This window comes from Modestobacter marinus, from assembly GCF_019799945.1.
Classification (GTDB): domain Bacteria; phylum Actinomycetota; class Actinomycetes; order Mycobacteriales; family Geodermatophilaceae; genus Modestobacter; species Modestobacter marinus_B.
The window spans coordinates 1-24,667 of the sequence record NZ_JABGCH010000006.1 but is presented as its reverse complement, the minus strand read 5'-3'; the positions used below and the strand labels follow the sequence as shown (position 1 = coordinate 24,667).

The 24,667-nt window shown below is 73.7% G+C and carries 24 protein-coding genes and 1 tRNA gene; 14 read left to right on the top strand and 11 right to left on the bottom strand.

Annotated features, from left to right (window positions below):
• Positions 1-16: 16 nt before the first annotated feature.
• Positions 17-1,510 (bottom strand): diaminopimelate decarboxylase, encoded by a 1,494-nt coding sequence (gene lysA / locus HK417_RS07730; RefSeq protein WP_222265068.1) that lies wholly within the window; start codon positions 1,508-1,510, stop codon positions 17-19.
• Positions 1,507-3,168 carry an arginine--tRNA ligase gene (gene argS, locus HK417_RS07725; RefSeq protein WP_222265066.1) on the bottom strand — a complete coding sequence of 554 codons (1,662 nt, stop codon included), beginning with the start codon at positions 3,166-3,168 and terminating at the stop codon, positions 1,507-1,509. The genes lysA and argS overlap by 4 nt, the downstream gene beginning before the upstream one ends.
• Positions 3,169-3,367: 199 nt before the next feature.
• Here argS and HK417_RS07720 point away from each other — a divergent pair, with 199 nt between their 5' ends.
• The 4 genes from HK417_RS07720 to ygiD all read left to right on the top strand — a co-directional run bounded on the left by HK417_RS07720 (position 3,368) and on the right by ygiD (position 6,253).
• Complete coding sequence (locus tag HK417_RS07720; RefSeq protein ID WP_222265064.1) at positions 3,368-4,183, top strand: DUF3105 domain-containing protein; 816 nt, start codon at positions 3,368-3,370, stop codon at positions 4,181-4,183.
• 23 nt (positions 4,184-4,206) lie between these two features.
• The gene (locus tag HK417_RS07715) at positions 4,207-4,893 is read left to right on the top strand and encodes a DUF305 domain-containing protein (RefSeq protein ID WP_222265062.1); all 687 of its coding nucleotides are present in this window, start codon (positions 4,207-4,209) and stop codon (positions 4,891-4,893) included.
• A 75-nt stretch (positions 4,894-4,968) separates the two neighbouring features.
• Positions 4,969-5,040, top strand: a tRNA-Arg gene (locus HK417_RS07710).
• A 334-nt stretch (positions 5,041-5,374) separates the two neighbouring features.
• Positions 5,375-6,253 (top strand): 4,5-DOPA dioxygenase extradiol, encoded by an 879-nt coding sequence (gene ygiD, locus HK417_RS07705; protein ID WP_308123436.1) that lies wholly within the window; start codon positions 5,375-5,377, stop codon positions 6,251-6,253.
• A 43-nt stretch (positions 6,254-6,296) separates the two neighbouring features.
• Here ygiD and HK417_RS07700 read toward each other — a convergent pair whose 3' ends face one another.
• On the bottom strand, positions 6,297-6,791 hold the full coding sequence (locus HK417_RS07700; protein ID WP_222265060.1) for a MarR family winged helix-turn-helix transcriptional regulator: 495 nt from the start codon (positions 6,789-6,791) through the stop codon (positions 6,297-6,299).
• An 83-nt stretch (positions 6,792-6,874) separates the two neighbouring features.
• On the opposite strand from HK417_RS07700, the gene HK417_RS07695 reads away from it, so the two are divergent.
• On the top strand, positions 6,875-7,450 hold the full coding sequence (locus HK417_RS07695) for an NADPH-dependent F420 reductase (RefSeq protein WP_222265058.1): 576 nt from the start codon (positions 6,875-6,877) through the stop codon (positions 7,448-7,450).
• Positions 7,451-7,531: 81 nt separating this feature from the next.
• Complete coding sequence (locus tag HK417_RS07690; RefSeq protein WP_222265057.1) at positions 7,532-8,446, top strand: dioxygenase family protein; 915 nt, start codon at positions 7,532-7,534, stop codon at positions 8,444-8,446.
• Between the two features lie 4 nt (positions 8,447-8,450).
• Here HK417_RS07690 and HK417_RS07685 read toward each other — a convergent pair whose 3' ends face one another.
• Genes HK417_RS07685 through HK417_RS07675 form a run of 3 tightly spaced genes read right to left on the bottom strand, consistent with a single transcriptional unit; the run spans position 8,451 to position 11,380 of the window.
• Entirely contained in the window at positions 8,451-10,091 is a 1,641-nt protein-coding gene (locus HK417_RS07685) for an ABC-F family ATP-binding cassette domain-containing protein (RefSeq protein ID WP_222265055.1), read from the bottom strand.
• A gap of 50 nt (positions 10,092-10,141) precedes the next feature.
• Positions 10,142-11,158 carry an adenylate/guanylate cyclase domain-containing protein gene (locus HK417_RS07680; RefSeq protein WP_261326137.1) on the bottom strand — a complete coding sequence of 339 codons (1,017 nt, stop codon included), beginning with the start codon at positions 11,156-11,158 and terminating at the stop codon, positions 10,142-10,144.
• 57 nt (positions 11,159-11,215) lie between these two features.
• On the bottom strand, positions 11,216-11,380 hold the full coding sequence (locus HK417_RS07675) for a hypothetical protein (RefSeq protein ID WP_222265053.1): 165 nt from the start codon (positions 11,378-11,380) through the stop codon (positions 11,216-11,218).
• Between the two features lie 286 nt (positions 11,381-11,666).
• Here HK417_RS07675 and HK417_RS07670 point away from each other — a divergent pair, with 286 nt between their 5' ends.
• The 3 genes from HK417_RS07670 (at position 11,667) to HK417_RS07660 (ending at position 16,538) form a co-directional block, all read left to right on the top strand.
• Positions 11,667-15,515: a multifunctional oxoglutarate decarboxylase/oxoglutarate dehydrogenase thiamine pyrophosphate-binding subunit/dihydrolipoyllysine-residue succinyltransferase subunit gene (locus tag HK417_RS07670; protein WP_308123434.1), complete on the top strand. Its 3,849-nt coding sequence runs from the start codon at positions 11,667-11,669 to the stop codon at positions 15,513-15,515.
• A 15-nt stretch (positions 15,516-15,530) separates the two neighbouring features.
• Positions 15,531-15,716, top strand: a complete 186-nt coding sequence (locus HK417_RS07665; protein ID WP_222265050.1) for a DUF6104 family protein — start codon at positions 15,531-15,533, stop codon at positions 15,714-15,716.
• A 108-nt stretch (positions 15,717-15,824) separates the two neighbouring features.
• Positions 15,825-16,538, top strand: coding sequence for a metal-dependent hydrolase (locus HK417_RS07660; RefSeq protein WP_222265048.1), 714 nt, complete (start codon positions 15,825-15,827; stop codon positions 16,536-16,538).
• A gap of 18 nt (positions 16,539-16,556) precedes the next feature.
• On the opposite strand, the gene sodX is transcribed toward HK417_RS07660, so the two are convergent.
• Positions 16,557-16,937 carry a nickel-type superoxide dismutase maturation protease gene (gene sodX / locus HK417_RS07655; RefSeq protein ID WP_308123433.1) on the bottom strand — a complete coding sequence of 127 codons (381 nt, stop codon included), beginning with the start codon at positions 16,935-16,937 and terminating at the stop codon, positions 16,557-16,559.
• Positions 16,938-16,988: 51 nt separating this feature from the next.
• On the opposite strand from sodX, the gene sodN reads away from it, so the two are divergent.
• A complete protein-coding gene (gene sodN, locus HK417_RS07650) occupies positions 16,989-17,393 on the top strand; it encodes a superoxide dismutase, Ni (RefSeq protein ID WP_222265044.1) in 405 nt (134 codons plus the stop codon).
• Between the two features lie 63 nt (positions 17,394-17,456).
• Here the strand turns inward: sodN and HK417_RS07645 are convergent, their stop codons facing one another.
• Positions 17,457-18,344: a hypothetical protein gene (locus HK417_RS07645; protein ID WP_222265042.1), complete on the bottom strand. Its 888-nt coding sequence runs from the start codon at positions 18,342-18,344 to the stop codon at positions 17,457-17,459.
• Between the two features lie 196 nt (positions 18,345-18,540).
• On the opposite strand from HK417_RS07645, the gene HK417_RS07640 reads away from it, so the two are divergent.
• From HK417_RS07640 to HK417_RS07625, 4 genes are read left to right on the top strand one after another with little or no spacing between them, the layout of a single operon-like run.
• Positions 18,541-19,206: a phosphatidylserine decarboxylase gene (locus HK417_RS07640; protein ID WP_222265040.1), complete on the top strand. Its 666-nt coding sequence runs from the start codon at positions 18,541-18,543 to the stop codon at positions 19,204-19,206.
• 11 nt (positions 19,207-19,217) lie between these two features.
• Positions 19,218-20,015: a CDP-diacylglycerol--serine O-phosphatidyltransferase gene (gene pssA, locus HK417_RS07635; protein ID WP_222265038.1), complete on the top strand. Its 798-nt coding sequence runs from the start codon at positions 19,218-19,220 to the stop codon at positions 20,013-20,015.
• Positions 20,012-20,497, top strand: a complete 486-nt coding sequence (locus HK417_RS07630) for a GNAT family N-acetyltransferase (protein WP_222265036.1) — start codon at positions 20,012-20,014, stop codon at positions 20,495-20,497. The genes pssA and HK417_RS07630 overlap by 4 nt, the downstream gene beginning before the upstream one ends.
• 60 nt (positions 20,498-20,557) lie before the next feature.
• Positions 20,558-21,340, top strand: a complete 783-nt coding sequence (locus HK417_RS07625) for an HAD-IIA family hydrolase (RefSeq protein ID WP_222265034.1) — start codon at positions 20,558-20,560, stop codon at positions 21,338-21,340.
• Between the two features lie 18 nt (positions 21,341-21,358).
• On the opposite strand, the gene HK417_RS07620 is transcribed toward HK417_RS07625, so the two are convergent.
• From HK417_RS07620 to HK417_RS07610, 3 genes are all read right to left on the bottom strand, one after another.
• Positions 21,359-22,291 carry a threonine/serine dehydratase gene (locus HK417_RS07620; RefSeq protein ID WP_222265032.1) on the bottom strand — a complete coding sequence of 311 codons (933 nt, stop codon included), beginning with the start codon at positions 22,289-22,291 and terminating at the stop codon, positions 21,359-21,361.
• A 348-nt stretch (positions 22,292-22,639) separates the two neighbouring features.
• A complete protein-coding gene (locus HK417_RS07615) occupies positions 22,640-23,932 on the bottom strand; it encodes a hypothetical protein (RefSeq protein ID WP_222265030.1) in 1,293 nt (430 codons plus the stop codon).
• Between the two features lie 248 nt (positions 23,933-24,180).
• Positions 24,181-24,411 (bottom strand): hypothetical protein, encoded by a 231-nt coding sequence (locus HK417_RS07610; RefSeq protein ID WP_222265028.1) that lies wholly within the window; start codon positions 24,409-24,411, stop codon positions 24,181-24,183.
• Positions 24,412-24,667 lie beyond the last annotated feature (256 nt).

The window sequence follows — 24,667 nt, the reverse complement described above, 5'->3', positions numbered from 1 at the left end:
GTTCCGCTCGCGTACCTCATGACCGGGCTCCTGCAGCGTGTTCGGGTGCCGGCTGGTCGATCGCCGGGCTGGGGGCGGGCACGTCCGCCAGGACCGCGTCGAGGGCGAACACGTCGGCCAGGGTCTGCCGCCGCACGACCTCGATCGCCTCGCCGTCCCGGACCGCGACCACCGGTGGCTTGAGCAGGTAGTTGTAGTTGCTCGCCATCGACCAGCAGTAGGCGCCGGTGGCGGCCACCGCGAGCAGGTCGCCGGGCTGCACGTCCGAGGGCAGCCACAGGTCGCGGACCAGCACGTCCCCGCTCTCGCAGTGCTTGCCGACGACCCGGCACAGCGCCGGCGGGGCGTCGGAGGTGCGGTTGGCCAGCACGCAGGTGTAGGACGCGTCGTACAGGGCGGTGCGGATGTTGTCGCTCATCCCGCCGTCCACCGAGACGTAGTTGCGCACCAGCGGGGCACCCGGCGTGCCGCTGGACCCCAGCCGGACCGGCTTGATCGTGCCGATCTCGTACAGCGTCACCGTGCCCGGGCCGGCGATGGCCCGGCCCGGCTCCACCGCGAGCCGGGGCACCGGCAGGCCCAGCTGGGCGCACTCGGCGGCCACCACGGCCCGCAGCCTCTCCGCGACGTCGTGCGGGCTCACCGGGTCGTCCTCGGAGAGGTAGGCGATCCCGAAGCCGCCGCCGAGGTTGAGCTCCTCGAGCAGCTCCCCGGTGGCCTGGTGGACCTGCCCGAGCAGGCCGACGACCCGGTGCGCGGCGGCCTCGAAGCCGGCGGTGTCGAAGATCTGCGAGCCGATGTGGCTGTGCAGCCCGGCCAGGTGCAGCGCCGGCTCGCGGATGACCCGCACGGCGGCGGTCAGCGCGTCGCCGGTGGCCAGCGAGAAGCCGAACTTCTGGTCCTCGTGCGCGGTGGCGATGAACTCGTGGGTGTGCGCCTCGATGCCGACGGTCGACCGGATGAGCACCGGCACGGGACCGCCCCCGGCGGCGAGCCGGGCAGCGGCCAGCGGGACCAGCCGGTCGATCTCGTCGAAGGAGTCCAGGACGACGTGGCCGATGCCCGCGTCGACGGCCAGCCGCAACTCGACCAGCGACTTGTTGTTGCCGTGCAGCGCGATCCGCTCGGCCGGGAAACCGGCGGCCAGCGCGATGGCGAGCTCGTTGCCGCTGCAGGCGTCCAGGTGCAGCCCGTCCTCGGCGACCCACCGCGCGACCTGGCCGCACAGGAACGCCTTGGAGGCGTAGTGCACGTCGGCGCCGGCGAAGGCGGTCGCGAACTCGGCGGCGCGGCCGCGGAAGTCGGCCTCGTCGAGCACGAACAGCGGGGTGCCGTGCGCCCGGGCCAGGTCGGTCACCGGCCGCCCGCCCAGGTGCAGCTCGCCGCCGATCCGTTCCGCGGTGCGCGGCCACACGTGCCGGTCCAGCTCACCCAGGTCGGCCGGTGCGGCCCCGACGGCCGGCGGCGGCGCGATGCTCCCGTGCAGCGGCCCGGCCGGGTGCGCTCTCACATCCGCTCCGGAGCGTGCACGCCGAGCACACCGAGGCCGTTGCGCAGGACCGTGGCGGTCGCCGCGCACAGCCACAGCCGGGCGGTGTGCAGCGAGGTCGTCTCCTCGTCCCCGCGGGGCAGCACCCGGCAGGAGTCGTAGAAGCGGTGGTAGGTGCCGGCCAGCTCCTCCAGGTACCGGGCGACCCGGTGCGGCGCCCGCAGCTCGGCCGCCGAGGTCAGCGCCCGCGGGAACTCGCCGAGTGCGCGCAGCAGGTCACCCTCCCGGGGGTGCGCCAGGGCGCCGGTGTCGACCGCGGCCGGGTCGCCGAGCTGCAGGCCCAGCTCCGCGGCGTTGCGCAGGACCGAGGAGATCCGGGCGTGCGCGTACTGGACGTAGAAGACCGGGTTGTCGTTGGTCCGCCGGCTCCACAGGTCCAGGTCCAGGTCGATCTGCTGGTCGACCGAGGCCCGGGCCAGCGCGTAGCGGGCGGCGTCGGCGCCGATGGCCTCGACCAGGTCCTCCAGCAGGACGACGGTGCCCGCGCGCTTGCTCATCCGCACCGGCTCGCCGTGGCGCACCAGGTTGACCAGCTGGCCGATGAGGATCTCGAGGTGGACGTCGGGGTCGTCCCCGGCGGCGGCCACCAGCGCCTTGTACCGGCCGATGTAGCCGTGGTGGTCGGCCCCGAGCATGATCACGACCTTGTCGAAACCGCGCTCGCGCTTGTCCAGGTAGTAGGCGCAGTCGGCGGCGAAGTAGGTGTACTCGCCGTCGCTCTTGACCAGCACGCGGTCCTTGTCGTCGCTGAAGTCCGTGGTCCGCAGCCAGACCGCGCCGTCGGCCTCGAACACGTGCCCCTGCTCGCGCAGCCGGGCGATCGCCTTCTCCAGCGCCCCGGTCTCGTGCAGCGTCCGCTCGCTGAAGTAGACGTCGAAGACCACGCCGAACTCGGCCAACGACCGCTTGATCTCCGCGAACATCAGGTCGACGCCGCGGATCCGGAAGCGCTCCTGCTGCTCTACCTCCGGCAGCTCCCGCACGCCGGGCTCGGCGGCGACCACCTGGGCGGCGATGTCGTCGATGTAGGCACCGGCGTAGCCGTCCTCAGGCACCGGCTGCCCCGCCGCGGCGGCCATCAGGCTGCGGGCGAACCGGTCGATTTGCGCGCCGGCGTCGTTGAAGTAGTACTCGCGGGTCACGTCGGCACCGCTGGCCGTCAGCAGCCGGCCGAGCGCGTCGCCGACCGCGGCCCACCGGGTGCCGCCGATGTGCACCGGGCCGGTCGGGTTCGCCGACACGAACTCCAGGTTGAGCCGCTGACCGGCCAGGACGTCGGTGCGGCCGTACGCCTCGCCGGCGCTGACCACGCGGACGGCGATCTGGCCCAGGGCGTCCTTGGCCAGGACGACGTTGAGGAAGCCGGGGCCGGCCACCTCGGCCGCCGCGATCCCCTCGGCGGCGCGCAGCTCCCCGGCGATCAGCTCGGCCACCTCGCGGGGCGGGCGGCCGGCGGCCTTGGCCAGCCGCAGGGCCACGTTGGTGGCGTAGTCGCCGTGCTTGGGGTTCTTGGGGCGCTCGACGACGACGTCGTCGGGAACGTCGACCGCGAGCGCACCGCGCGCCACCGCCGCCGCGACAGCGGACCGGACGACGTCGCGCAACTGCTCGGGGGTCACCCGTCGAGCGTACTGAGCGGGCGGCCGCACCCCCGCGCCCCGTCCGCTCACCCCATCCGTCCCGGGAGCCCCGAGCGCCCGTCGCGAGCCGCTCGCCGGCCGGGGTCGCACAGGTGCCGCACCTACACTCCCTGCCGCAGGACGGGACCAGCCCGGCACGAACCGAGGGCGCCACGGGCGCCGGCAGCGAGGAGAGGCAGTGGCCAAGGACCCCAGGGCCGAGAACGGTCGCGCACGGCGCGACGCTCCCCGCGGGGGGTCGGGCTCCAGCCGGTCCGCCGGGCAGAGCGGGAAGGGCGGCCGCACCCGCCCGCCGGTCAACGTCGTCTCCCCGCAGAGGCCGTGGGGCCTGATCGCCGGGGCCGTGGCGGTCGCCGTCTTCGCCGCCGCCGTCCTCACCTACGCGGTGGTGCAGGTCAACCGGGCCAACGCCGACAAGGTCACCTCGGTCGATCAGATCGCCGACGTCCGGACCTTCGAGTACGCCAACGGCCAGGAGCACGTGACCACGCCGGTCACCTACACCGAGAACCCGCCGGTGGGCGGTCCGCACGACCCGGAGTGGGCCGACTGCACCGGCACCGTCTACGACGTCGACATCCGGCACGAGAACGCCGTGCACAGCATGGAGCACGGCGCGACGTGGATCGCCTACGACCGCGACGCCGTCAGCGACGAGGACCTGTCGACCCTGCAGGAGCTGGTCGACGGCCGCTCCGGGCTGATGCTCTCCCCCTACGCCGGGCTCGGCTCGCCGATCAGCCTGCAGTCGTGGAACCACCAGCTGTCCGTGGACTCCGCGACCGACGAGCGGGTCGCGCAGTACGTCGACTTCATGACGTTTAACGCCGACTTCTACCCCGAGGTCGGCGCCAGCTGCGAGAACCCGACGTTCATCAGCGACCCGCTGGTCGTCGGCGACACCAGCCGCGGCGCCGACGCGGCCGCGACCGACGCGCCGACCACCGAGACCCCGGCGGCCGGGAGCAGCGCACCGGAGAGCACCACCCCCTGAGCACCGCCGTCCCCGAGGTGACCATGACCGCGACCGACAGCCCCGCCGGACCGGCTCCCGGCCGTCCGCACCGCCGGCTGACCGCGCTGCTGGTCGCGGTCATCGCCGTGGGGCTGCTCGCGGCCGGCGGCGGGCTGGCGGTCGCGCTGGGCCTCGGGCGCACCGCGCCGCCCACGGCCGACTCGGTGGACGCCGGCTTCGCCCGCGACATGTCCCGCCACCACCTCCAGGCGGTCGAGATGGCCAACCTGGCGCTGGACCGGAGCACGGACGCCGAGGTCCGGCAGCTGGCCTTCGACATCTCCGCCACGCAGACCAACCAGGTCGGCCGGATGCAGGGCTGGCTGACGCTGTGGGGCCTCCCGCTCACCAGCGGCGAGGTCATGGGGTGGATGGGCGACGACATGGCCGGTCACGACATGACCCACATGGACGGCGCCGACGGCGCGGTGATGCCGGGCATGGCCACCGAGGCCGAGCTCGCGACGCTGCGCTCGCTGTCCGGGACGGCGTTCGACGTGATGTTCCTGCAGCTGATGACCCGGCACCACCAGGGCGGGCTGGAGATGGCCGAGTACGGCGCCGAGCACGCCGAGCTGGCCGCCGTCCGGGGGCTGTCCCGCTCGATCGCCGAGACCCAGACCGCGGAGACGACCACGATGGAGTCCATGCTGCGGGCCCGCGGCGGCACCCCGCTGCCGGCGCCCTGACCCACCGGCCGCGCCGTGGCGGTCGGCTGGTAGCGTCTGTCCCCGGCACCTCGCGAGGGGTGCAGCGCGGAACGAGCCCCCGTAGCTCAGGGGATAGAGCACTGCCCTCCGGAGGCAGGGGCGCAGGTTCGAATCCTGCCGGGGGCACCCACACCCCAGCTCGGACCGCCCACCACCGCCCGCCCGGCTCCTGGCCCGGCGGGCGGTCGTGCGTCCGCCCGTCAGGGGTGCAGAACCTGCGGCACGGGGCGTCACCCTGAGAAGGCGCGCCACTCGACACCCTCGTCATCGACCCAGGTGTCGTTACGCCGGTTGCCGCGTGGTTCCTGCAACTCGATCGTGATCACCTCGTCCGGGATCTCTGCGGAGGCTGGTGATCGAGCGCGGGCGAAGGCCTCTGCGCGGACCGTCACCTCTGGTGCGCCGGGCGGCGGCGGGACAGGATCCCGACACCTCGACGGGCTGGCAGGCGGGAGTGGGCGTGAGCGTGGACAGCGACGGCCGGGCCGGGCTGATGCCCGCGGCGTTCTTCGGACACGGCAACCCGATGAACGCGCTCGAGGTGAACCGCTACACGTCCGCGTGGCGTGCGTTCGGTGCCGCTGTGCCGCGTCCCCGCGCGATCCTGGTGGTCAGCGCGCACTGGTACATCAACGCGACCGCGGTCACGACGATGCCGCGACCGCGCACGATCCACGACTTCTACGGCTTCCCGCAGCAGCTGTTCGACGTGCAGTACCCGGCGCCCGGGCTGCCGGAGCTCGCCGAGGAGGTCAGCGACGTCGTCCACCCGACGTGGGTCGGCGCGGACGTCGACAGCTGGGGCATCGATCACGGGACCTGGTCGGTGCTCGTGCACGCGTTCCCGGACGCCTCGATCCCGGTCGTGCAGCTGAGCATCAACGCCGACAAGAGCATGGAGTACCACCTCGAGCTCGGCGCGAAGCTCGCGCCGCTGCGCGAGCGGGGCGTGCTGGTTGTGGCCAGCGGCAACGTGGTGCACAACCTGCGCGGCATGAACTGGTCGCTCAAGGACGACGGTTTCGACTGGGCGCAGCGCTTCGACCAGGACGCCAAGGAGCGCATGCTCACCGCACCGACCGAGTTCGCGACGCTGGACGCGCACGCCGACTACCGCACCGCCGTGCCGACGCCGGACCACTTCATCCCCGCGCTGTACCTCGCCGGGCTCGCGGGTGCGGCCGGCGACCGGTCGACGACCGTGCTGGTCGACGGGTACGCGTACGGCTCGCTGTCGATGACGGCGTACACGCTGGGCCTCGACTGCGGACGGGCCGCCGAGACCGGCGGAGCGGCGGAGGCGCCACCAGGGGTGCCGCCGGACGGCTCCAACATCTGACCGGGCAGCGCCCGCGGCCGGCGGGCCGACCGGGACACCGCGGTCACCCCTCGTCGTACCGGGTGTACGTCGCGGCCATCGTCCCCGACGGGTCCAGCCGCGTCAGGATGGCGTCGCCGATCGCGGCGAGCTGGTCGATCTGCTCGTCGGTGAGCGGATCGACGACGTGCTGCCGCACGGTGTCCACGTGGCCCGGGGCTGCCTCCTGCACCTTCTCCCATCCCGGCCCGGTGAGCCGGGCGTTGGTGGCGCGGCGGTCGTCCGGGCAGGGGAAGCGCTTCACCAGGCCGCGGCCCTCCAGGCGGCTGACCACGTGCGAGAGGCGGGGCAGCGTGGCGTTGGTCTGCCGGGCCAGCTCGGTCATCCGCAGGGTCCGGCCGGGCGCCTCGGAGAGCATCGCCAGCACGTAGTAGTCGAAGTGGGTCAGCCCGGCGTCCCGGCGCAGCTGCGCGTCCAGCACGCCGGGCAGCAGCTCCAGCACCGCGGCGAGCCGGATCCAGGCGTGCAGCTGTCGTCGGTCGAGCCAGGGGGTGTCCACGGTCACGTCCTCGCGGGAAGGGTTGTAGCGACAAGTGTGCTGTACGAGACGGAAGCAGTTCCCACAACGACAGGAGCACCGTCATGGCGCACGTGAGCATCATCGGCACCGGCACCATGGGCACGGCCATCGCCGGCGTCGTCAGCAAGGGCGGCAACACCGTCGAGCTGCTCGGCCGCGGGAACGCCGACACGCCGGTCACCGGCGACGTCGTCGTCCTGGCCGTCCCCCACGGCGCCGTCGCCGACGTCCTCGCGCAGCGCGGCGACCAGCTGACCGGCAAGGTCGTCGTCGACCTCACCAACCCGGTGGACTTCGAGACCTTCGACTCCCTGGTCGTCCCGGCCGACGGCTCGGCGGCCGCCGAGATCGCCGCTGCGCTGCCGCGGTCGCGGGTCGTAAAGGCGTTCAACACCACCTTCGCCGCCACCCTGGTGTCCGGGACCGTCGGTGGACGGCCGACGGCCGTGCTGATCGCCGGCGACGACGCTGACGCCAAGTCGCTGCTCGCCGACATCGTCACCGCCGGCGGCCTGCGCGCCGTCGACGCGGGCTCCCTGCGCCGGGCCCGCGAGCTCGAGGCGCTCGGCTTCCTGCAGATCAGCCTCGCCGCCGCCGAGGAGATCGCCTGGACCGGCGGGTTCGCCGTCGCCGCCTGACGACCGCCGCACCGCACGACCAGTTGACGCGGGGCGGCGAGCCCCGCCGTCCCGCGCCGCGACCACCGCCGAGGAGTCCCCATGACCACGCCCATCCGCAGCGGCACCACCGCGGCCGCCGACGCCCGCATCCCGGACGCGCACCCCTTCGCCGCGCACCTGCGGCGCACCGCCGCCCTCGAGGCCGCGCAACCGCACCGCCCCTGGACGCCGGAGGACGGGCCGCTGCCCAGCCTCTACCTCTCCCACGGCGGCGGGCCGCTGCCGTTCGGCAGCCGCGAGTGGCTGGACCCGCTGCACGACTGGGCCCGGGCACTGCCGAAGCCCCGGGCCGTCCTGGTCGTCTCCGCGCACTGGGAATCCGCGCCGCTGTCGGTCAGCGCCGACCGGCCCGACGAGCTGGTCTACGACTTCGGCGGGTTCGACCCGCTCTACCACTCCTTCCGCTACGACACCCCGGACGCCGGCGAGCTGGCGCGCCAGGTGGTCGGGCTCATGCCGGACTCCGAGCAGGTGCACCAGCACAGCCGCCGCGGGCTGGACCACGGCGCCTGGGTGCCGCTGAAGATGATGTACCCGACGGCCGACGTCCCGGTGCTGCAGCTGAGCCTGCCCACCGAGGACCCGGACCGTCTGCTGGCCCTGGGGGAGCGGCTGCGGCCGCTGCGCGAGCAGGGGGTGCTGGTGGTCGGCTCGGGTCACATGACCCACGGCCTGCCCTTCCTGACCCGCGAGATGTTCACCGGGAACGAGGTGCCCGGCTGGTCGGCCGACTTCGACTCCTGGGCCGCCGACGCGCTGGCCCGCGGCGACGTGGCCGAGCTCGCCCGCTTCCGCACCGCCGCCCCGGGCATGCCCTACGCGCACCCCACGGTGGAGCACTTCACGCCGCTGTTCGTGACCCTCGGGGCGGCCACCGATCCCACCGCCCCGGTGGTCACGACGCTCGACGGCTACGGCGTCGGGTTGTCCCGGCGTTCCTTCCAGGCGGCGTAGACGCTCACACCTCGGTCACCGCTCCCCCGGCCACCTCGAACCGACGGGTGGTGCGCACCGCCTCGAGCATCCGCCGGTCGTGGGTGACCAGCAGCAGCGTGCCCGGGTAGTCGGCCAGCGCCTGCTCCAGCTGCTCGATCGCGGCCAGGTCCAGGTGGTTGGTCGGCTCGTCGAGCACCAGCACGTTCACCCCGCGGGCCTGCAGCAGGGCCAGCGCCGCCCGGGTCCGCTCGCCGGGCGAGAGGGTGGCCGCGGGGCGCAGCACGTGATCGGAGCGCAGGCCGAACTTGGCGAGCAGCGTCCGGACCTCGGCGTCCGGCCGGTCCGGCACCTCCCGACCGAACGCGCGCGCCAGCGGCTCCTCCCCCAGGAACACGCCGCGCACCTGGTCCACCTCGCCGAGGTGGACGCCGGACCCGAGCGACGCGGCGCCCTCGTCGAGCGGGAGCCGGCCCAGCAGCGCCGCGAGCAGGGTGCTCTTGCCCGCGCCGTTCGCCCCGGTGATCGCCACCCGGTCGCCCCAGTCGACCTGCAGGTCCACCGGGCCGAGCTGGAAGCCGCCGCGGCGGACGACGGCGCCGCGCAGCGTGGCCACGACGTTCCCGGACCGGGGCGCCGCGGCGATCTCCATGCGCAGCTCCCACTCCTTGCGGGGCTCCTCGACGACGTCCAGCCGCTCGATCCGCCGCTCGGTCTGCCGGGCCTTGGCCGCCTGCTTCTCCGACGTCGCCCGCATGTGCGCCCGGATGTTTTTGTCCGGCTCGCTCTGCCGGCTGCGCACCGCGTTGCGGACGCCCTTGGCCATCCAGTTGCGCTGCATCCGGGCCCGGGCCTCCAGCTCGCCCTTGGTCCCGGCGTACTCCTCGTACTCCTCGCGCGCGTGCCGGCGGGCCACCTCCCGCTCGGCCAGGTACGCGTCATAGCCACCGTCGTGCACCCGGACGAGCTGCTGGGCGAGGTCGAGCTCGACGACCCGGGTGACCGTGCGGGCCAGGAACTCGCGGTCGTGGCTGACCACCACGACACCGGCCCGGACGCCGGCGACGAAGCGCTCGAGCCGGTCCAGCCCGGCGAGGTCCAGGTCGTTGGTGGGCTCGTCGAGCAGCAGCAGGTCGTAGCGGGACAGCAGCAGGGAGGCCAGCCCGACCCGGGCCGCCTGACCGCCGGACAGGCCGGTGGTCGGCGCCTCGAGCGGCACGCCGGGAGCGACGTCGGCGAGCACCTCCGCCGCCCGCTCAGCCAGGTCCGCCCCGCCCAGGCCCAGCCAGCGCTCGAGTGCGTCGGCGTAGGCGTCGTCGGCGCCGGGGGCCCCGGCGGTGAGCGCCTCGGTGGCCGCGTCGAGCGCCGCCTGCGCCACGGCCACGCCGGTCCGCCGGGCCAGCAGGTTCAGGACGGTCTCCCCCGGCTGCCGGTCGGCCTCCTGCGGCAGGTAGCCCACGGTCGCCGTGGGCGGTGAGAGCGCGACCTCCCCGGACTCGGCGGGCAGCAGCCCGGCCAGGGTGCGGAGCAGCGTCGACTTGCCGGCGCCGTTCACCCCGACCAGGCCGACGACGTCCCCGGGAGCGACCACGAGGTCGAGGTCGGCGAACAGGACGCGGGCGCCGTGGCCGGCGGCCAGACCACGGGCGAGCAGGGTGGCGGACACCCGCCCATGGTGCCGACCGGCTCCCGCGGCGGTCGAACGGGTTCGGGGACTCAGCCCGGACCGGCGGGATCCGGCGGCCGCAGCACGTCGTCGGCGATCTCGTCGAGCATGCCCTCCAGGGCGGCCACCGCGTCGGCGTTCCCGTCGGTGCGCCTGCGGACCAGCCACGGCTGGAGGTTGTCGTAGCCGCGGACGGAGACCCGGTTGAGCGGACGCACCCGGTAGGCGTCCACCCCGCGCAGCCGCCGGGCGAGCTCCTCGTCGACCAGGACGGTGCCCGGCCGGGCGATGGAGGTCAGCCGGCTGGCCAGGTTCACCACCGGCGCGTAGACGTCGCCGAGCCGGGTGAGCACCGCCCCGAACGCCACGCCCACGCGCAGCGGCGGCCGGTCGTCGGCGGCGGACCACTCGACCGGCAGCCGCAGCGCGATCTCCACCGCGTCGACCGGGTTCCCGGCGGTGAACAGCACCCCGTCACCGACGGCCTTGACCACCCGGCCGCGGTGCCGGGCGATGAGGTCGGCGGACAGCCCCTCGAAGTCCTCCACCATCGCGCCGAGCTCGCGCCCACCCATGCCCCGGGAGCGCGTGGTGTAGCCGACCAGGTCGGCGAAGCCGACGGCCAGTTGGCGGCGGTCGCCCGCGCCGGGGGACCCGGCCCGCAGCCGCCCGGTGTTCGCCGCGAGGTGACGGCGCCAGACGTAGTCCTGCAGCTCGCTCATCAGCGGCAGCAGCGCCTCGGCGTGCCGAACGATGTCGGCCACCGCCTCGGCGCTCCGGTCGGCGAGCAGGGCGGCGAACATGTCGATCTGCCAGTCGGCCAGCCGGGACAGCGACTGGCCCATCGCGCGCACGATGGACGCCTCGGTGTCGGGGTCGATGAAGCCGGTGGCGATGAGCGCCGACAGCCGGGCCAGCGCGGCGACGTCGGCGTCGCTGAAGGCCCGGTCCTCGTCGGGGACGTCAGCGAACCCCAGTGCGCGCCACAGCCGCCGGGTGCGCTCCGGCGGCATCCCCGCCAGCTCGGCCACCTCCCGGCGCGTGTAGCGACGCGGCCCGTCGAGCAGCAGGCGCTCGAGGGCCTCGCTGGGATCGGTGTCGCCGGCTCCCGGTCCCGCCAGGGCTCAGTCCGCCCGCGATCCGCCGGTGGCGGCGACCACCGGCCGGTAGGTGCTCACGTCGGCCGAAGCTACCGAACGGGTGTGCCCGGGGTCACGGCACGGGTTCCCGTGGATGCCGGGCGGCGCGCTGGGGGCGACGACCCAGGACGGCGCCAGTGCGCTGGACATCGCCCGGGTCGCCGGCGCCCACCGCCGGCGGAGGCCCCCGGCGCGGACCCGGTGTCCGCGACGCTGGTCGAGTTGCTGGTCGCCGCCGGGGCCAACGGATGAGCAAGCCGGCCGGCGCCGGACGGCCGGGTGAAACGGGACACGTGCCCCGCCGTCTGCCGGACCGGCCAGTGCAGAGGGCTCCGGCGTAGAGTCGGCACCCGGTCCAACGACGTCCCCCGACGAAGAAGGCACTCACCCCGTGTCAAGCGCCAGCTCATCCCAGCCCCCCAACGGAAGCAGCCCCGTGGCCGGATTCGGCACGAACGAGTGGCTCGTCGAGGAGATGTACCAGCAGTACCTCGCCGATCCGCAGAGCGTTGACCAGGCCTGGCACGAGTTCTTCGCCGACTACCGGCCGGGGAGCCCCGTCGCCGACGGGCAGGACCGCGCCGGCCAGGCCGCCGCGGCACGCTCCGACGTCGTCGAGGAGGAGCCGGCCGCGGCGCCGGAGCCGGCGACGACCGCCGCGCGGCCGGCGGCCCAGCCGGCCGCCTCCGCGGCGAGCCGGACGACCAACCCCGCACCCGCGGACGCTGCCGCATCGGCCACCCGGCCGGCCAGCCCCGCGGTCGCGCCTGGCACCCAGGAGCAGCCCTCCCGGGCCACCCGCGTCGACCCCCGGTCCGAGGGCACCGTCGTCGACCGCGCCGCCGAGCGGGCCTCCCAGCAGGTGAAGGCCGCACCGCCCAAGGCCGCCCCGAAGCCGGGCAGCGGCACGCCGGCCGGCGGCGACGGCGGCGGTCCGAAGCGGACCCCGCTACGCGGCGCCGCGGCCAGCGTCGTGAAGAACATGAACGCCTCACTGACGGTCCCCACCGCGACCAGCGTCCGGGCCGTGCCGGCCAAGCTGCTGGTCGACAACCGGATCGTCATCAACAACCACCTCGCCCGCGCGCGCGGCGGGAAGGTGTCCTTCACCCACCTGATCGGCTACGCGCTGGTCCGGGCGCTGGACGACTTCCCGAACATGAACAGCGCCTTCGCCGAGATCGACGGCAAGCCGACCCTGGTGCAGCCGGAGCACGTGAACTTCGGCCTGGCCATCGACCTGCCCAAGGCCGACGGTTCGCGCTCCCTCGTCGTCGCCTCGATCAAGGCCGCCGAGGAGATGGACTTCGCCCAGTTCTGGGGCGCCTACGAGGACATCATCCGGCGGGCCCGGGCCGGCAAGCTCACCATGGACGACTTCTCCGGGACGACGATCAGCCTCACCAACCCGGGCACCATCGGGACCAACCACTCGGTGCCACGGCTGACCACCAACCAGGGCACGATCGTCGGCGTCGGGGCCATGGACTACCCGGCCGAGTTCCAGGGGATGAGCCCCGAGGCGCTGGCCGAGATGGCCGTCTCGAAGATCATCACGCTGACGTCGACCTACGACCACCGGGTCATCCAGGGCGCGGAGTCCGGCGACTTCCTGCGCCGCATGCACCAGCTGCTGCTGGGCGAGGAAGGCTTCTACGACGAGGTCTTCCGCTCGCTGCGGGTGCCCTACGAGCCGGTGCGCTGGGTGCCGGACAAGCGGGTCAGCCACGAGGGCCAGATCGACAAGAACGCCCGGGTCATCGAGGTCATCGAGGCCTATCGGCGCAACGGCCACCTGATGGCGGACACCGACCCGCTGGAGTTCCGGGCACGCACCCACCCGGACCTGGACATCGTCCAGCACGGACTGACGCTGTGGGACCTGGACCGGGAGTTCCCGGTCGGCGGGTTCGCCGGCGAGCGGGTCATGAAGCTGCGCGACATCCTCGGCGTGCTGCGCCAGTCGTACTGCCGCACGGTCGGCATCGAGTACATGCACATCACCGACCCCGAGGAGCGCCACTGGCTCCAGGAGCGCATCGAGGTCAAGCACGACCAGCCCACCCGTGAGCAGCAGAAGCGGGTGCTGGCCCGGCTGAACGCCGCGGAGGCGTTCGAGACCTTCCTGCAGACCAAGTACGTCGGGCAGAAGCGGTTCAGCCTCGAGGGCGGCGAGTCCGTCATCCCGCTGCTCGACGAGGTGCTCACCGCCTCCGTCGACCACGACCTCGACGAGGTCGCGATCGGCATGGCGCACCGCGGCCGGCTCAACGTGCTGGCCAACGTGCTCGGCAAGAGCTACTCGAAGATCTTCGGCGAGTTCGAGGGCAACATCGACCCGGGCACCGTGCAGGGCTCCGGCGACGTGAAGTACCACCTCGGCGCCGAGGGCACCTTCGAGCACGAGGGCCGGTCGATCGCGGTCTCGCTGGCCAGCAACCCCAGCCACCTGGAGACGGTCAACCCGGTGCTCGAGGGCATCGTCCGGGCCAAGCAGGACATGATCGACAAGGGTGAGGGCGGCTTCACCGTGCTGCCCGTCCTGCTGCACGGCGACTCCGCGTTCGCCGGCCAGGGCGTGGTGCAGGAGACGCTGAACCTCTCCCAGCTGCGCGGCTACCGCACCGGTGGCACCGTGCACGTGGTCATCAACAACCAGGTCGGCTTCACCACCAGCCCGGCGGCGGCCCGCTCGAGCCTCTACTCGACCGACGTCGCGCGGATGATCGGGGCGCCGGTCTTCCACGTGAACGGCGACGACCCCGAGGCCTGCGTGCGGGTGGCCCGGCTGGCGATCGACTACCGGCAGACGTTCAAGAAGGACGTCGTCATCGACATGGTCTGCTACCGCCGGCGCGGCCACAACGAGGGCGACGACCCGTCGATGACCCAGCCGCTGATGTACGACATCATCGACCGCAAGCGCTCGGTCCGGAAGCGGTACACCGAGGCGCTGGTCGGCCGCGGCGACATCACGCTGCAGGAGGCCGAGGAGGCGCTGAAGGACTACCGCGGCCAGCTGGAGCGGGCCTTCGCCGAGACGCACGACGCGCAGGACTCCTCCAAGCCCGAGCCGGTCATGGACCCGCGCACCCCGCAGCAGTCGGAGGTGCAGACGGCGATCCCGCTCGAGGTGCTCAAGGCGATCGGCGACGCGCACGTCTCCCTGCCGACGGACTTCACCGTCCACCCGAAGCTGCAGCGGATGCTGGAGCGGCGGGCGGCGATGGCCAGCGAGGGCGGCGTCGACTGGGCGATGGGCGAGCTGACCGCGTTCGGGTCGCTGCTCATGCAGGGCGTCCCGGTGCGGCTCGCCGGCCAGGACTCCCGCCGCGGCACGTTCGTCCAGCGGCACTCGGTGCTCATCGACCGGGAGACCGGCCGGGAGCACACGCCGCTGTCACACCTGTCCGAGGAGCAGGCGAAGTTCTTCGTCTACGACTCGCTGCTGTCCGAGTACGCGGCGCTGGGCTTCGAGTACGGCTACTCGGTGGCCAACCAGAAGGCCCTGGTGCTGTGGGAGGCGCAGTTCGGCGACTTCGTCGACGGCGCGCAGATGGTGATCGACGAGTTCATCTGCTCCGGTGAGGCCAAGTGGGGACAGCGCTCCGGCGTCGTCCTGCTGCTGCCGCACGGGCTCGAGGGCCAGGGTCCGGACCACTCCAGCGGCCGGATCGAGCGCTTCCTGCAGCTGTCGGCGGAGAACAACTTGACCGTCGCCAACTGCTCCACCCCGGCGAACTACTTCCACCTCCTCCGCCGCCAGGCGCTGTCGGACGTGCACCGCCCGCTCGTGGTGTTCACCCCCAAGTCGCTGCTGCGGGCCAAGGCCGCGGTCAGCGCGGTGGCCGACTTCACCGAGGACAGCTTCCACCCGGTCATGGCCGACCCGGGGGTCGGTGGGGAGCCGCTGGACGCCTCGGCGGTCCGCAGGGTCGTGCTGTGCAGCGGGAAGGTCAGCTACGAGCTGCTGTCCCAGCGCGAGGCCGAGGGGCGGACCGACACCGCGGTGCTGCGGGTCGAGCAGCTCTACCCGCTGCCGGCCGAGGAGATCGTGGCCGCGCTGGAGCGCTACCCGAACGCGCAGGACGTCGTCTGGACGCAGGAGGAGCCGGCCAACATGGGGGCCTGGCAGTTCATGGCCTGCAACCTGCCCGAGCACCTGCCCGCGGGCCGGGAGCTGCGGCGGGTCTCCCGCAAGGCGTCGGCGAGCCCGGCGGTGGGCTCGGCGAAGGTGCACGAGGTGGAGCAACGCGAGCTGGTCGCCCGCGCGTTCGCCGACTGAGCCCGGAGCCGGGGCGTGTACTTCACCGACCGCGGCATCGAGGAGCTGGCCGGCCGGCGGGGCGAGGAGGAGGTCACCCTCGCCTGGCTGGCCGACCAGCTGCAGGCCTTCGTCGACGAGCACCCGGACTTCGAGGTGCCGGTCGAGCGGCTGGCCACCTGGCTGGCCCGTGGCGGCACGGACGACGTCGACGACGACTGACGGAGGGCCGCCTCCCCCCACGTCGCCCACGCTCGGCGCGGGACCCTGAAGGGCGGCCGCACCGCGCGCCTCCCGCACGGCCTGGGGCTGCGGCTGCACCCTGCGTAGGTGCTCGGTCACTCGCATGCGCTGTCGGGGCTCGCCACCGGGGCCGCCACGCTCCCGTGGGTGCCGGTCGACGGCCCGGTCGCGCAGGTCGCCTGGGTCGCCGCGGTCGGCGGGTTCGCCATGCTGCCGGACCTGGACCAGGGGGGCTCCACGATCGCCCGGATGTGGGGTCCGTTCACCGACGTCCCCGCGGGCGTGGTGGGCACGGCCGCGCGCGGGCACCGGTGGGGCACGCACGACGCCGTCCTCGGGCCACTGGTGTTCGGCCTGCTGGCCTACGCCGCCAGCTGGGCGTACTGGTCCAGCCTGCTGGTCCTCGCGCTCGCCGTGGGCCTGACGCTGCGGGCGCTGCACTTCGTGATCCCGGGCCGGGCGGAGAACACCGTGATCGGCAACCTTTTGCTCTCCTGGGGCGCCGCCTGGCTGCTGCTCGAGCACAGCCCGAGCCCGCTGTGGCTGCCGCTGGCCGTCGTCCTGGGGACGCTCACCCACATCGCCGGCGACTTCCTGACCAAGGAGGGCGTCCCGGTCCCCCTGTTCTGGCTGGTCCGCCGCAGCCGGCTGGCGCCGATCCACCTGCGCACCGGGACGACGCTGGAGAAGGCGGTCCTGGCACCGCTGTTCCTCGCGGCCGCGGTCGCGTTCCTGTACCTCAACACCGGGGTGAGCGAGCTGCTCGACCCGCTGCTGCACCAGATCGACGCCCGCGGCTGACCTCCCGGCGCCGGCTCTCTATGAAGGCGGGGGCGGGGCGGCCGGCAGCCGGCCCGGGCGCGGTCGGAGCCGGCCGACCACCCGCCCGATGACGACGGCCGGCCCGAACGCGCGGCTGTCGTCGGCGACCAGTGGGTTGTCGCCCTCGACCCAGTGCCCACCCGGCACGGCGCGGCGCACGCGCTTGACCACCAGCAGCTCCGGACGCGCGGGGAACCGGGCCAGCACGACGTCCCCGGGGTGCACGCGTGTGCGCCGGCCGACCCGGCGGACCAGCAGCCGGTCCCCGTGCCGGACGGTCGGGGACATGGACGGGCCGGTGACCCGGGCCAACGCCCAGCGTGTGGGCAGGCCGGGGGGCTGTGGGGGCGGGCCGCTGGACGTGTTCGCGCTGATCACCGCGAGTAGGGTCGCAGACGAACGTTCCCCACGATCCCCGGAGGCACCCTCATGCGTCTGTTCCGCATGTTCTCCGCCGTGGAGGCCACCGCGCACTGCGACCTCCCCTGCGGCGTGTACGACCCGGCCCAGGCCCGGATCGAGGCCGAATCGGTCAAGGCCATCCAGGAGAAGTACCAGGCCAGCGACGACGAGGTCTTCAAGATGCGCGCGGTGCTCATCAAGGAGCACCGGTCCGACCTGGTGAAGCACCACCTGTGGGTGCTGTGGACCGACTACTTCAAGCCCCCGCACTTCGAGAAGTACCCGCAGCTGCACGAGCTGTTCAACAAGGCCACCAAGCAGGCCGGCGCCGCCGGCGGCAAGGGCAGCATGGACCCGGCCGAGGGTCAGAAGCTGCTGGACTACATCGCCGAGATCGACAAGATCTTCTGGGAGACGAAGGCCGCGGCCTGAGCTCTCACCACCGGGACGGCGCCCGGCGACGGTCTCCGTCGCCGGGCGCCGTCGCGTCCCGGGTCAGTTCTCCCGCTGCGACGCGTCCTGCCGCAGGATCTCCTCGCGCCGCGCCTCCTGGCGCGCCGCCTCCTGCCGCGCCGCCTCGTCGCGCAGCACCTCCCGCCGCGACGTCTCCGGCCGTTCCCCCTCGTGCTCCGCCGGGCGGCCCTCGCGCCGCCCGGACCGCAGCGTCTCGGTGGCGAACCGGACGACCAGCGGCGTGGGGCCGGTGACGACCAGCGCCCGCACCGCCGCGCGCAGCAGCAGGATGGCGCCGAAGTTCTCCAGGATCTCCTCGAGGTGGGTGCCGAGTTGCAGCGGCCAGCCGTTCGTGCCGGGGGCGTCCAACACCCCGTTGAGCGACTCCATCCCGAGCGCGCCGCCGAAGAACAGCGCCAGCCCCAGGAGCAGGTCGGTGCGCGGGGGCCCGGTCAGCCGGGTCATGAGGTTCCAGAAGCACCAGCAGCAGAAGGCCGCCAGCACCACCCCGGGCAGCACCCACGTGTAGCCGAGCTGGATCGCCAGGCCGGACTCCAGCTGCTCGCCGAGACCCGCAAGACGCTCGTGCAGGGCGGCGAAGTCATCGAAGCCGAACAACAGCAGGACGACGGACGTCGCGGCGAACGCGAGGGACAGCCGGCGGTCGTGCGCCCGGGCGAGCACGGCCGCCAACGCGTGGGCGGCCGCCCCTCCCAGGAAGATGCCGACGCTGAGGAAGGCCCAGAGACCCATCTCCTCGGAGACTCCGAAGAACATGCGGACCGGCGAGCCCGGGGCCGCGAGGAAGTCCACGCTGGGCGCGATGTTCGGCAGCCCCAGGCTCAGCGCCGCCAGCGCCAGGGTGAGCGTTCCCAGCGCCCGCGTGACACGTCTGCCCGTCGCGGGACGGCCGGGGTCGAGCTCCTGCACCCCCTCACCTCCTCCGATCACTCCCGTCCGGAGGGTGACGGACGGGTGACGGCGGACGGTACAGAACGTTGCGCGCTCGTGGGGGGCTCTGCTGCACGGCCCTGACCAGCGGACCTGCCTGCGGGGCGCGCGGAGGCGAGCTGTGGCCACGGATGCGGCGGTGCGGCGGAGGGGCTCCCGGTACCGTTTGCCCACGATGCGCATCGACCGGGCCGGGTGGCCTTTCCTCGCCGTGCCTCTCGCCTCCGCGGCTGTGTCCGCGGTCGTGGGCCGGGGCACCGGTTCCCGCTGGACCCGCCGGGCCGCCTGGCCGTTCCTGGCGCTGGGCACCTACATGGCGGTGTTCTTCCGGGACCCCGACCGCCGCTGCGACACCACGACGCCGGACCCGGACGAGGTCCTCTCCCCCGCCGACGGTGTGGTCATGGTCGCCGGGGAGCCGCAGGAGGGCGTCGCCCCCGAGGGTGACTGGCAGCAGGTCAGCGTCTTCCTCTCCGTCGTCGACGTGCACGTCAACCGCTCGCCGTACCGGGGGCGGGTGACCTCCGCCGGCTACCGGCCGGGCAGCTTCCTGGCCGCGTACCGCAAGGAGAGCGCGCACCGCAACGAGCGCAGCGAGCTGTGGGTGAGCGACGGCGACCGCACCGTCGTCTTCCGGCAGATCGTCGGCGTGCTGGCCCGGCGGATCGTCACCCGGGTGCGCGAGGGCGACGACCTGGTCACCGGCCAGCGCATCGGGCTGATGAAGTTCGGGTCGCGGATGGACGTCTTCGTGCCCCGCGGCTGCACGGTCACGGTCACGCAGGGACAGCGGGTGCGCGGCGGCGAGACCGTCATCGCACGCTGGTCCCGGCCCAGCTGAGGAGGGCCGGCATGCCCGGGAGACGTACGACCACCGTCGAGTTTGTCCGGGGGTCGGTGCGCGGTGGACGGCGGAGGGCGCGGTCGTCGCTGCCGAGCCTGTTCACCCTCGCCAACATGATGTGCGGGTTCGGCGCGATCCTGGTCTCCTTCCGCGGGGAGTACCGGCTGGCCTGCCTCCTGGTGGGGCTGTCGGTGGTCTTCGACATCGCCGACGGCGCGGTGGCGCGGCTGGTCGGTGCGGTCTCCCCGTTCGGGCTGCAGTTCGACTCGCTGGCCGACCTGGTGTCCTTCGGGCTGGCGCCGTCGCTGGTCGTGTTCGCGCTGTTCTCCGACGGCCGCGACCAGTGGGACCCGCTCGGCTGGCTGGCCTGCTTCCTGTGGGTGGCGTGCGCGGCGATCCGGCTGGCGCGCTTCAACACCACCATCGACCCGACCGCGGACAAGCGGTACTTCACCGGGCTGCCCAGTCCCGGGGCCGCGGGGGTGGTGCTGGCCAGCGTGTACGCCTTCGCCGACGTGATGCAGGGGCGCGACCGACTGTGGGTGCTGCTGGTCGTCGTCGTCCCCGGGCTGCTGATGGTCAGCACCATCCGGTGGCGGTCCTTCCGGTCGCTGGTCAGCCCGAAGAGCGGCAAGCCGTACGGCCTCGTCATCGCCGCGGTGCTCGTCGTGGTGGGGATGATCACCGTGCCGGTGGTGACCGTCTGCCTGCTGGCCTACGGCTACCTGTTCTCGCCGCTGGTGATGCCCGTGCTGTCACCCCTTGGCCGGCTGGTGCCGGCGCGACTGAAGGAGACGCTGTCGTGAGCGTGCGGCGGGTGCGGCCGGACGACGTCCCGGTGATGGTCCGGCTGGTCCGCGAGCTGGCCGCCTACGAGAAGGCGGAGCACCAGGCGCTGATGACCGAGGAGCAGCTGTCCGCGGCGCTGTTCGGGGAGCGGCCGGCGCTGTTCGGCCACGTGGCGCTCGCCGACGGGTCCGACGAGGTCGTCGGCCTCGCGCTGTGGTTCCTGAACTTCTCCACCTGGCGCGGCACGCACGGGGTGTACCTGGAGGACCTCTACGTCAGCCCCGGGCACCGCGGCACGGGCCTCGGCCGGGAGCTGCTGCGCACGCTGGCCGAGCTGTGCGTGGAGCGCGGCTACTCGCGGCTGGAGTGGGCGGTGCTGGACTGGAACACCCCGTCGATCGACTTCTACAGAGCTGCGGGTGCCGTGCCGATGGAGGACTGGACGGTCTTCCGGCTCACCGGGAACGCGCTCGACCGCTTCGCCGGCGCGCTCCGCTGACCGGTCGCCACCGTGCCACCTGACAGACACCACCCGACCCGACAGACGAGGAGCCGACGGGTGACGATCGAGCGTGCAGAGTCCCAGTGCTGGTTGACCGACATGGACGGCGTGCTCGTTCACGAGGGCAACGCCCTGCCCGGCGCCGCGGACTTCCTGCAGCGGCTGGTGGACCGGCAGCGCCGGTTCCTGGTGCTCACCAACAACTCCATCTTCACCCCGCGGGACCTCGCCGCCCGGCTGGCCCGGTCGGGGCTGAGCGTGCCGGAGGAGTCGATCTGGACCTCGGCGCTGGCGACGGCGGACTTCCTGTCCTCCCAGCTGCCCGGCGGGTCGGCGTACGTCATCGGTGAGGCGGGGCTGACCACGGCGCTGTACGAGGCGGGCTACACGCTCACCGACACCGACCCCGACTACGTGGTGCTCGGTGAGACCCGCACCTACTCGTTCGAGGCCATCACCCGGGCGATCCGGCTGGTCGGCGCCGGCGCACGGTTCATCGCGACCAACCCCGACGTCACCGGCCCGTCCCCCGAGGGCCCGCTGCCGGCCACCGGCTCGGTCGCCGCGATGATCACCAAGGCCACCGGCGCCGAGCCGTACTTCGTCGGCAAGCCCAACCCGATGATGTTCCGCAGCGCGATGAACCGGATCGAGGCGCACTCCGAGTCGACCACGATGATCGGCGACCGGATGGACACCGACGTCGTCGCCGGCATCGAGGCTGGCCTGGACACCATCCTCGTGCTCACCGGGTCCACCCGGGCGGACGACGTGGCCCGCTTCCCGTTCCGCCCCGGCCGGGTGCTGCCCTCGATCGCCGAGGTCATCGAGCTCGTGTAGGGCCCCGTCGGGCCGGCGTCACGTCAGGTCGGACGGGTCGGTGTTGGCCCCGCAGAGGACGACGACGACCCGCTCACCGGGCTCGGGGACGTAGGCACCCGCGGTGAGGGCCGCGAACGCGGCGGCGGCGCCGTGCTCGACGGCGATGCGGTGGTCGGCCCACAGCCGGTGCCGGGCGGCGACCAGGTCGTCGTCCTCGACGAGCACGGGGAGGACGCCGGTGCGACCGGCGACCGACCAGCCGATGTCACCGATCCGGCGGGCACCCAGCGAGTCGGCGGCGATCCCGGAGACCGGCACGTCGACCGGTGCGCCGGCCTGCACCGCGGCGTGCAACGTGGGTGCCCCGACCGGCTCCACCGCGACCACGCGGGCGACCCCCTCGACGGCGGAAGCCACCCCGGCCATGAGCCCGCCCCCGCCGACGGCGACGAGCACGGTGTCGACGCCACCGTCGAGGTCCTCGAGCAGCTCCAGGCCGAGCGTGCCGGCGCCCGCGGCGATCTCTGGCTGGTCGTAGGCGTGGCAGTACACGGCGCCGGTCTCCGCGGTCCGCTCGACCGCGGCGGCGTAGGCGAGGGCGTACTCGCTGCCGGTCTGCACGACCGTGGCGCCGTAGCCGCGCAGGCGCGCGACCTTCACGGCGGGCGCCGTGGTGGGCACGAAGACGGTGGCCGGGACGCCGAGCGCCGCGGCCGCCCAGGCGTTGGCCATGCCCGCGTTGCCCCCGGAGGCGACGACGACGCCCACGCGGGGGTCCAGCTCGCCGCGCTCCTGCGCGCCGAGGATGCGGTTCACCGCGCCGCGGGCCTTGAAGGTGCCGGTGTGCTGCAGGTACTCCAGCTTGAACCACCCGGCGGGGGCATCGGGGTCGCCCTGCAGCAGCGGCGTACGGCGGACCCTCCCGGCGGTCCGCCGTGCGGCCGCCTCGACGTCGGCGCGGGTGATCATGCGGTTCTCCTCGGTCGGGGGCGGGCACGCATGATCGTGCCGGAGCCCCTCCGCCGGCTCTCCGCAGGCCCAGAGCCCGTGCGCCCGGGAGCCCCTGTCTGTCCGCGTCGACAGGTCGACGTGTCGATCCGTCGACCAGGACACCCGTCGTCGTGTCGCCCTGTCGACTTCCGGCTCAGAAGGGCGGTGAGTCGTCGGCCATCGGTTGATCCGTGCCGGAGCTGAGCCCGACTCCGATCCGGTGTCGCAGGCCCGGTGGTCGGGTGGTGCGGGTGACGCCCGACGGGGTCGTCACGGTGAGCACCCCGTCGCAGCGCACGGCGAACCGCCAGCCGGGGGCGTGGGTCTTCAGCCGGTGATGCCGGCGGCACAGGCAGCACAGGTTCGCGCAGTCGGTCCGCCCGCCGGCGGCGTAGGGCACCACGTGGTCGGTGTCGGTCCGCCCGGCCGGCCGCCGACAGCCCGGATGCCGGCACCAGCGGTCCCGAGCGCGGCCGAACCGCCGCTGGGCGGGTGTCGGGGTGTACCGGTCCGCCGGCGGTGGCCGGTCCAGCACCGCGCAGCCGCACACCCCTCCCGGATGCGCCGGGCAGCCGCGGCGCACCAGCCGCTGCAGCTCCGCCCGGGTGATGGTCGCCCGCAGCGCCCCGCTGCCCGGATCGGTGAGCGCGAACTCCAGGGTGCCGCCGGTCGGGGCCCGCGGCCCGCCCGGGCACAGCGCGTCCAGCCGCTCCAGCAGCTCCCGCAGCTGCCCGGCGCCCCGTCCACCGACGCCGCGTCGGCATCGGTGGGCACCGAGAGCCCCGCACCACCCTCTCCGCCGCCAGCACCCGCACCCCGGCCGGGGCCGGCTGGCCGCCGCGCGTCGAGCGCGGGTAGCGGCGCGAGCACGGTCAGGTGCGCGGTCACCGGCTCCCGCGAGGTGTCCCAGGGGCGCAGCACCAGCTCGGCCAACACCAGCGACCGCAGCTGACCGATCGGCCGCTCGTCCCCGGTCTTCCTGGCCAGCCGGGCGTAGCCGTCCACCGCCTTCCGGCAGGCCGCGGTCACCGGCCCGGGCAGATCCGCGACCAGCTGCGCCATCCCGTCCGCGGCCGGGCGCACGGTCACGTCGGCGTGCCGCTCGGCCCGCTTCCGCCGCCGGTCCGCCGCCGCCTCATCGACCGCGATCAGCGCCGCCGCCGTCCGCTCCCGCAACCGCACCGGGGTCTCCCCGGCCACCGCCCAACCGATCGCCTGAGCCTCCACCTCGGCGACCACCGCCGGATCCACGACACCGCCGGCGTCGGTCGACTGCCCGCCCAGCGCGGCGGCGATCGCCCGCGCCCGCGGCTCGTCGATCAGCCCGTCGGCCAGCGCATGCCAGATGGCCGGCAGCTCGCGCACCCAGACCAGCGCCCGCTCGGCCAGCCCCACCGCCGCTGTCCGGGATGACCGGGTGATCGTCGCCAGCTGCGCCCGCACATCGGCGATCGCGGCCAGCTCACCGACCAGCCGGGCATCGACGACCCCGGCCGGGTGCAGCACCTCGGTCAACCGCGACCGCCGCCGCACCACCGGCACCGGCGGCTCATCCCCAGCCAGCAGCACGGAGACCGGCGCGACCGTCACCGCGACCCCGAACCCACCGCCTCCGACCACACCCCCAACCTGGAGCGGGGGTACGACAGTTCTCGCTGGTCAGCGCAGGTGTCCGGGGCGGGCCAGGACGCGCACGGTTCTGCGACGCGGGGCCCCTACGCCGACGTGGAAACGACGCGGCGCCATCCGCCGCAGCTGACGAGCCGTGACTCAGCGCACCGCTGGCCTCCGTCGCTGGGTGAGAAGCTACGGGCACCGACGTCCCAGCCGTCCGGCTCGCCGGGCGGCCGTGGGCTGGTAGTCAGGGGTCAGCCGGTGGGACCCGTGGCGTCGGCGATGCCCGGGCGCTTGGCATCCGGGTGGTCCGGCGCGCGGTCGGGCACCCGGGTGACGTCCTCGGACATCGGCCCCTCCGCGGCACGGGGTTCCTCGGCGGAGTTTGCGCCGACGCTCTCGTGGCTGGGGCGCTCGCCGGGCAGCACGTCGGTGTCGTCGGGGCGCTTGTTCACGCCGCCGTAGGGGCGACCGGTCTCGGTCATGGCAGCCTCCTCCACGTCGGAACGGTGGATGCTCCACGTCTGCCCGTGCTACGTCCGGTGAAACGGCTCCACTTGACCGGATTCGCCGGAAAATACGCCCCCACGGTTCCTCAATGGGCCGTCATGGGACACCGCCCGCCGCCCGAGCTTCATAGGCAGGGCGAAAATTGCCGGCCGCCGTACAACTAGTGCTGCTCTCCGTTGAAACGTCGGGGGTCTGAGGGCCAGGCGGTGGGGTCGTTGAGGTAGAGGCCGC

Coding starts and splice junctions, on each gene's coding strand:
- HK417_RS07715 (WP_222265062.1), top strand. CDS start 4,207: ATGACCGCGACCGACAGCCCCGCCGGACCGGCTCCCGGCCGTCCGCAC.
- HK417_RS07695 (WP_222265058.1), top strand. CDS start 6,875: ATGGCGCACGTGAGCATCATCGGCACCGGCACCATGGGCACGGCCATC.
- HK417_RS07690 (WP_222265057.1), top strand. CDS start 7,532: ATGACCACGCCCATCCGCAGCGGCACCACCGCGGCCGCCGACGCCCGC.
- HK417_RS07675 (WP_222265053.1), bottom strand. CDS start 11,380: ATGTCCAGCGCACTGGCGCCGTCCTGGGTCGTCGCCCCCAGCGCGCCG.
- sodN (WP_222265044.1), top strand. CDS start 16,989: ATGCGTCTGTTCCGCATGTTCTCCGCCGTGGAGGCCACCGCGCACTGC.
- HK417_RS07640 (WP_222265040.1), top strand. CDS start 18,541: ATGCGCATCGACCGGGCCGGGTGGCCTTTCCTCGCCGTGCCTCTCGCC.
- pssA (WP_222265038.1), top strand. CDS start 19,218: ATGCCCGGGAGACGTACGACCACCGTCGAGTTTGTCCGGGGGTCGGTG.
- HK417_RS07620 (WP_222265032.1), bottom strand. CDS start 22,291: ATGATCACCCGCGCCGACGTCGAGGCGGCCGCACGGCGGACCGCCGGG.
- HK417_RS07610 (WP_222265028.1), bottom strand. CDS start 24,411: ATGACCGAGACCGGTCGCCCCTACGGCGGCGTGAACAAGCGCCCCGAC.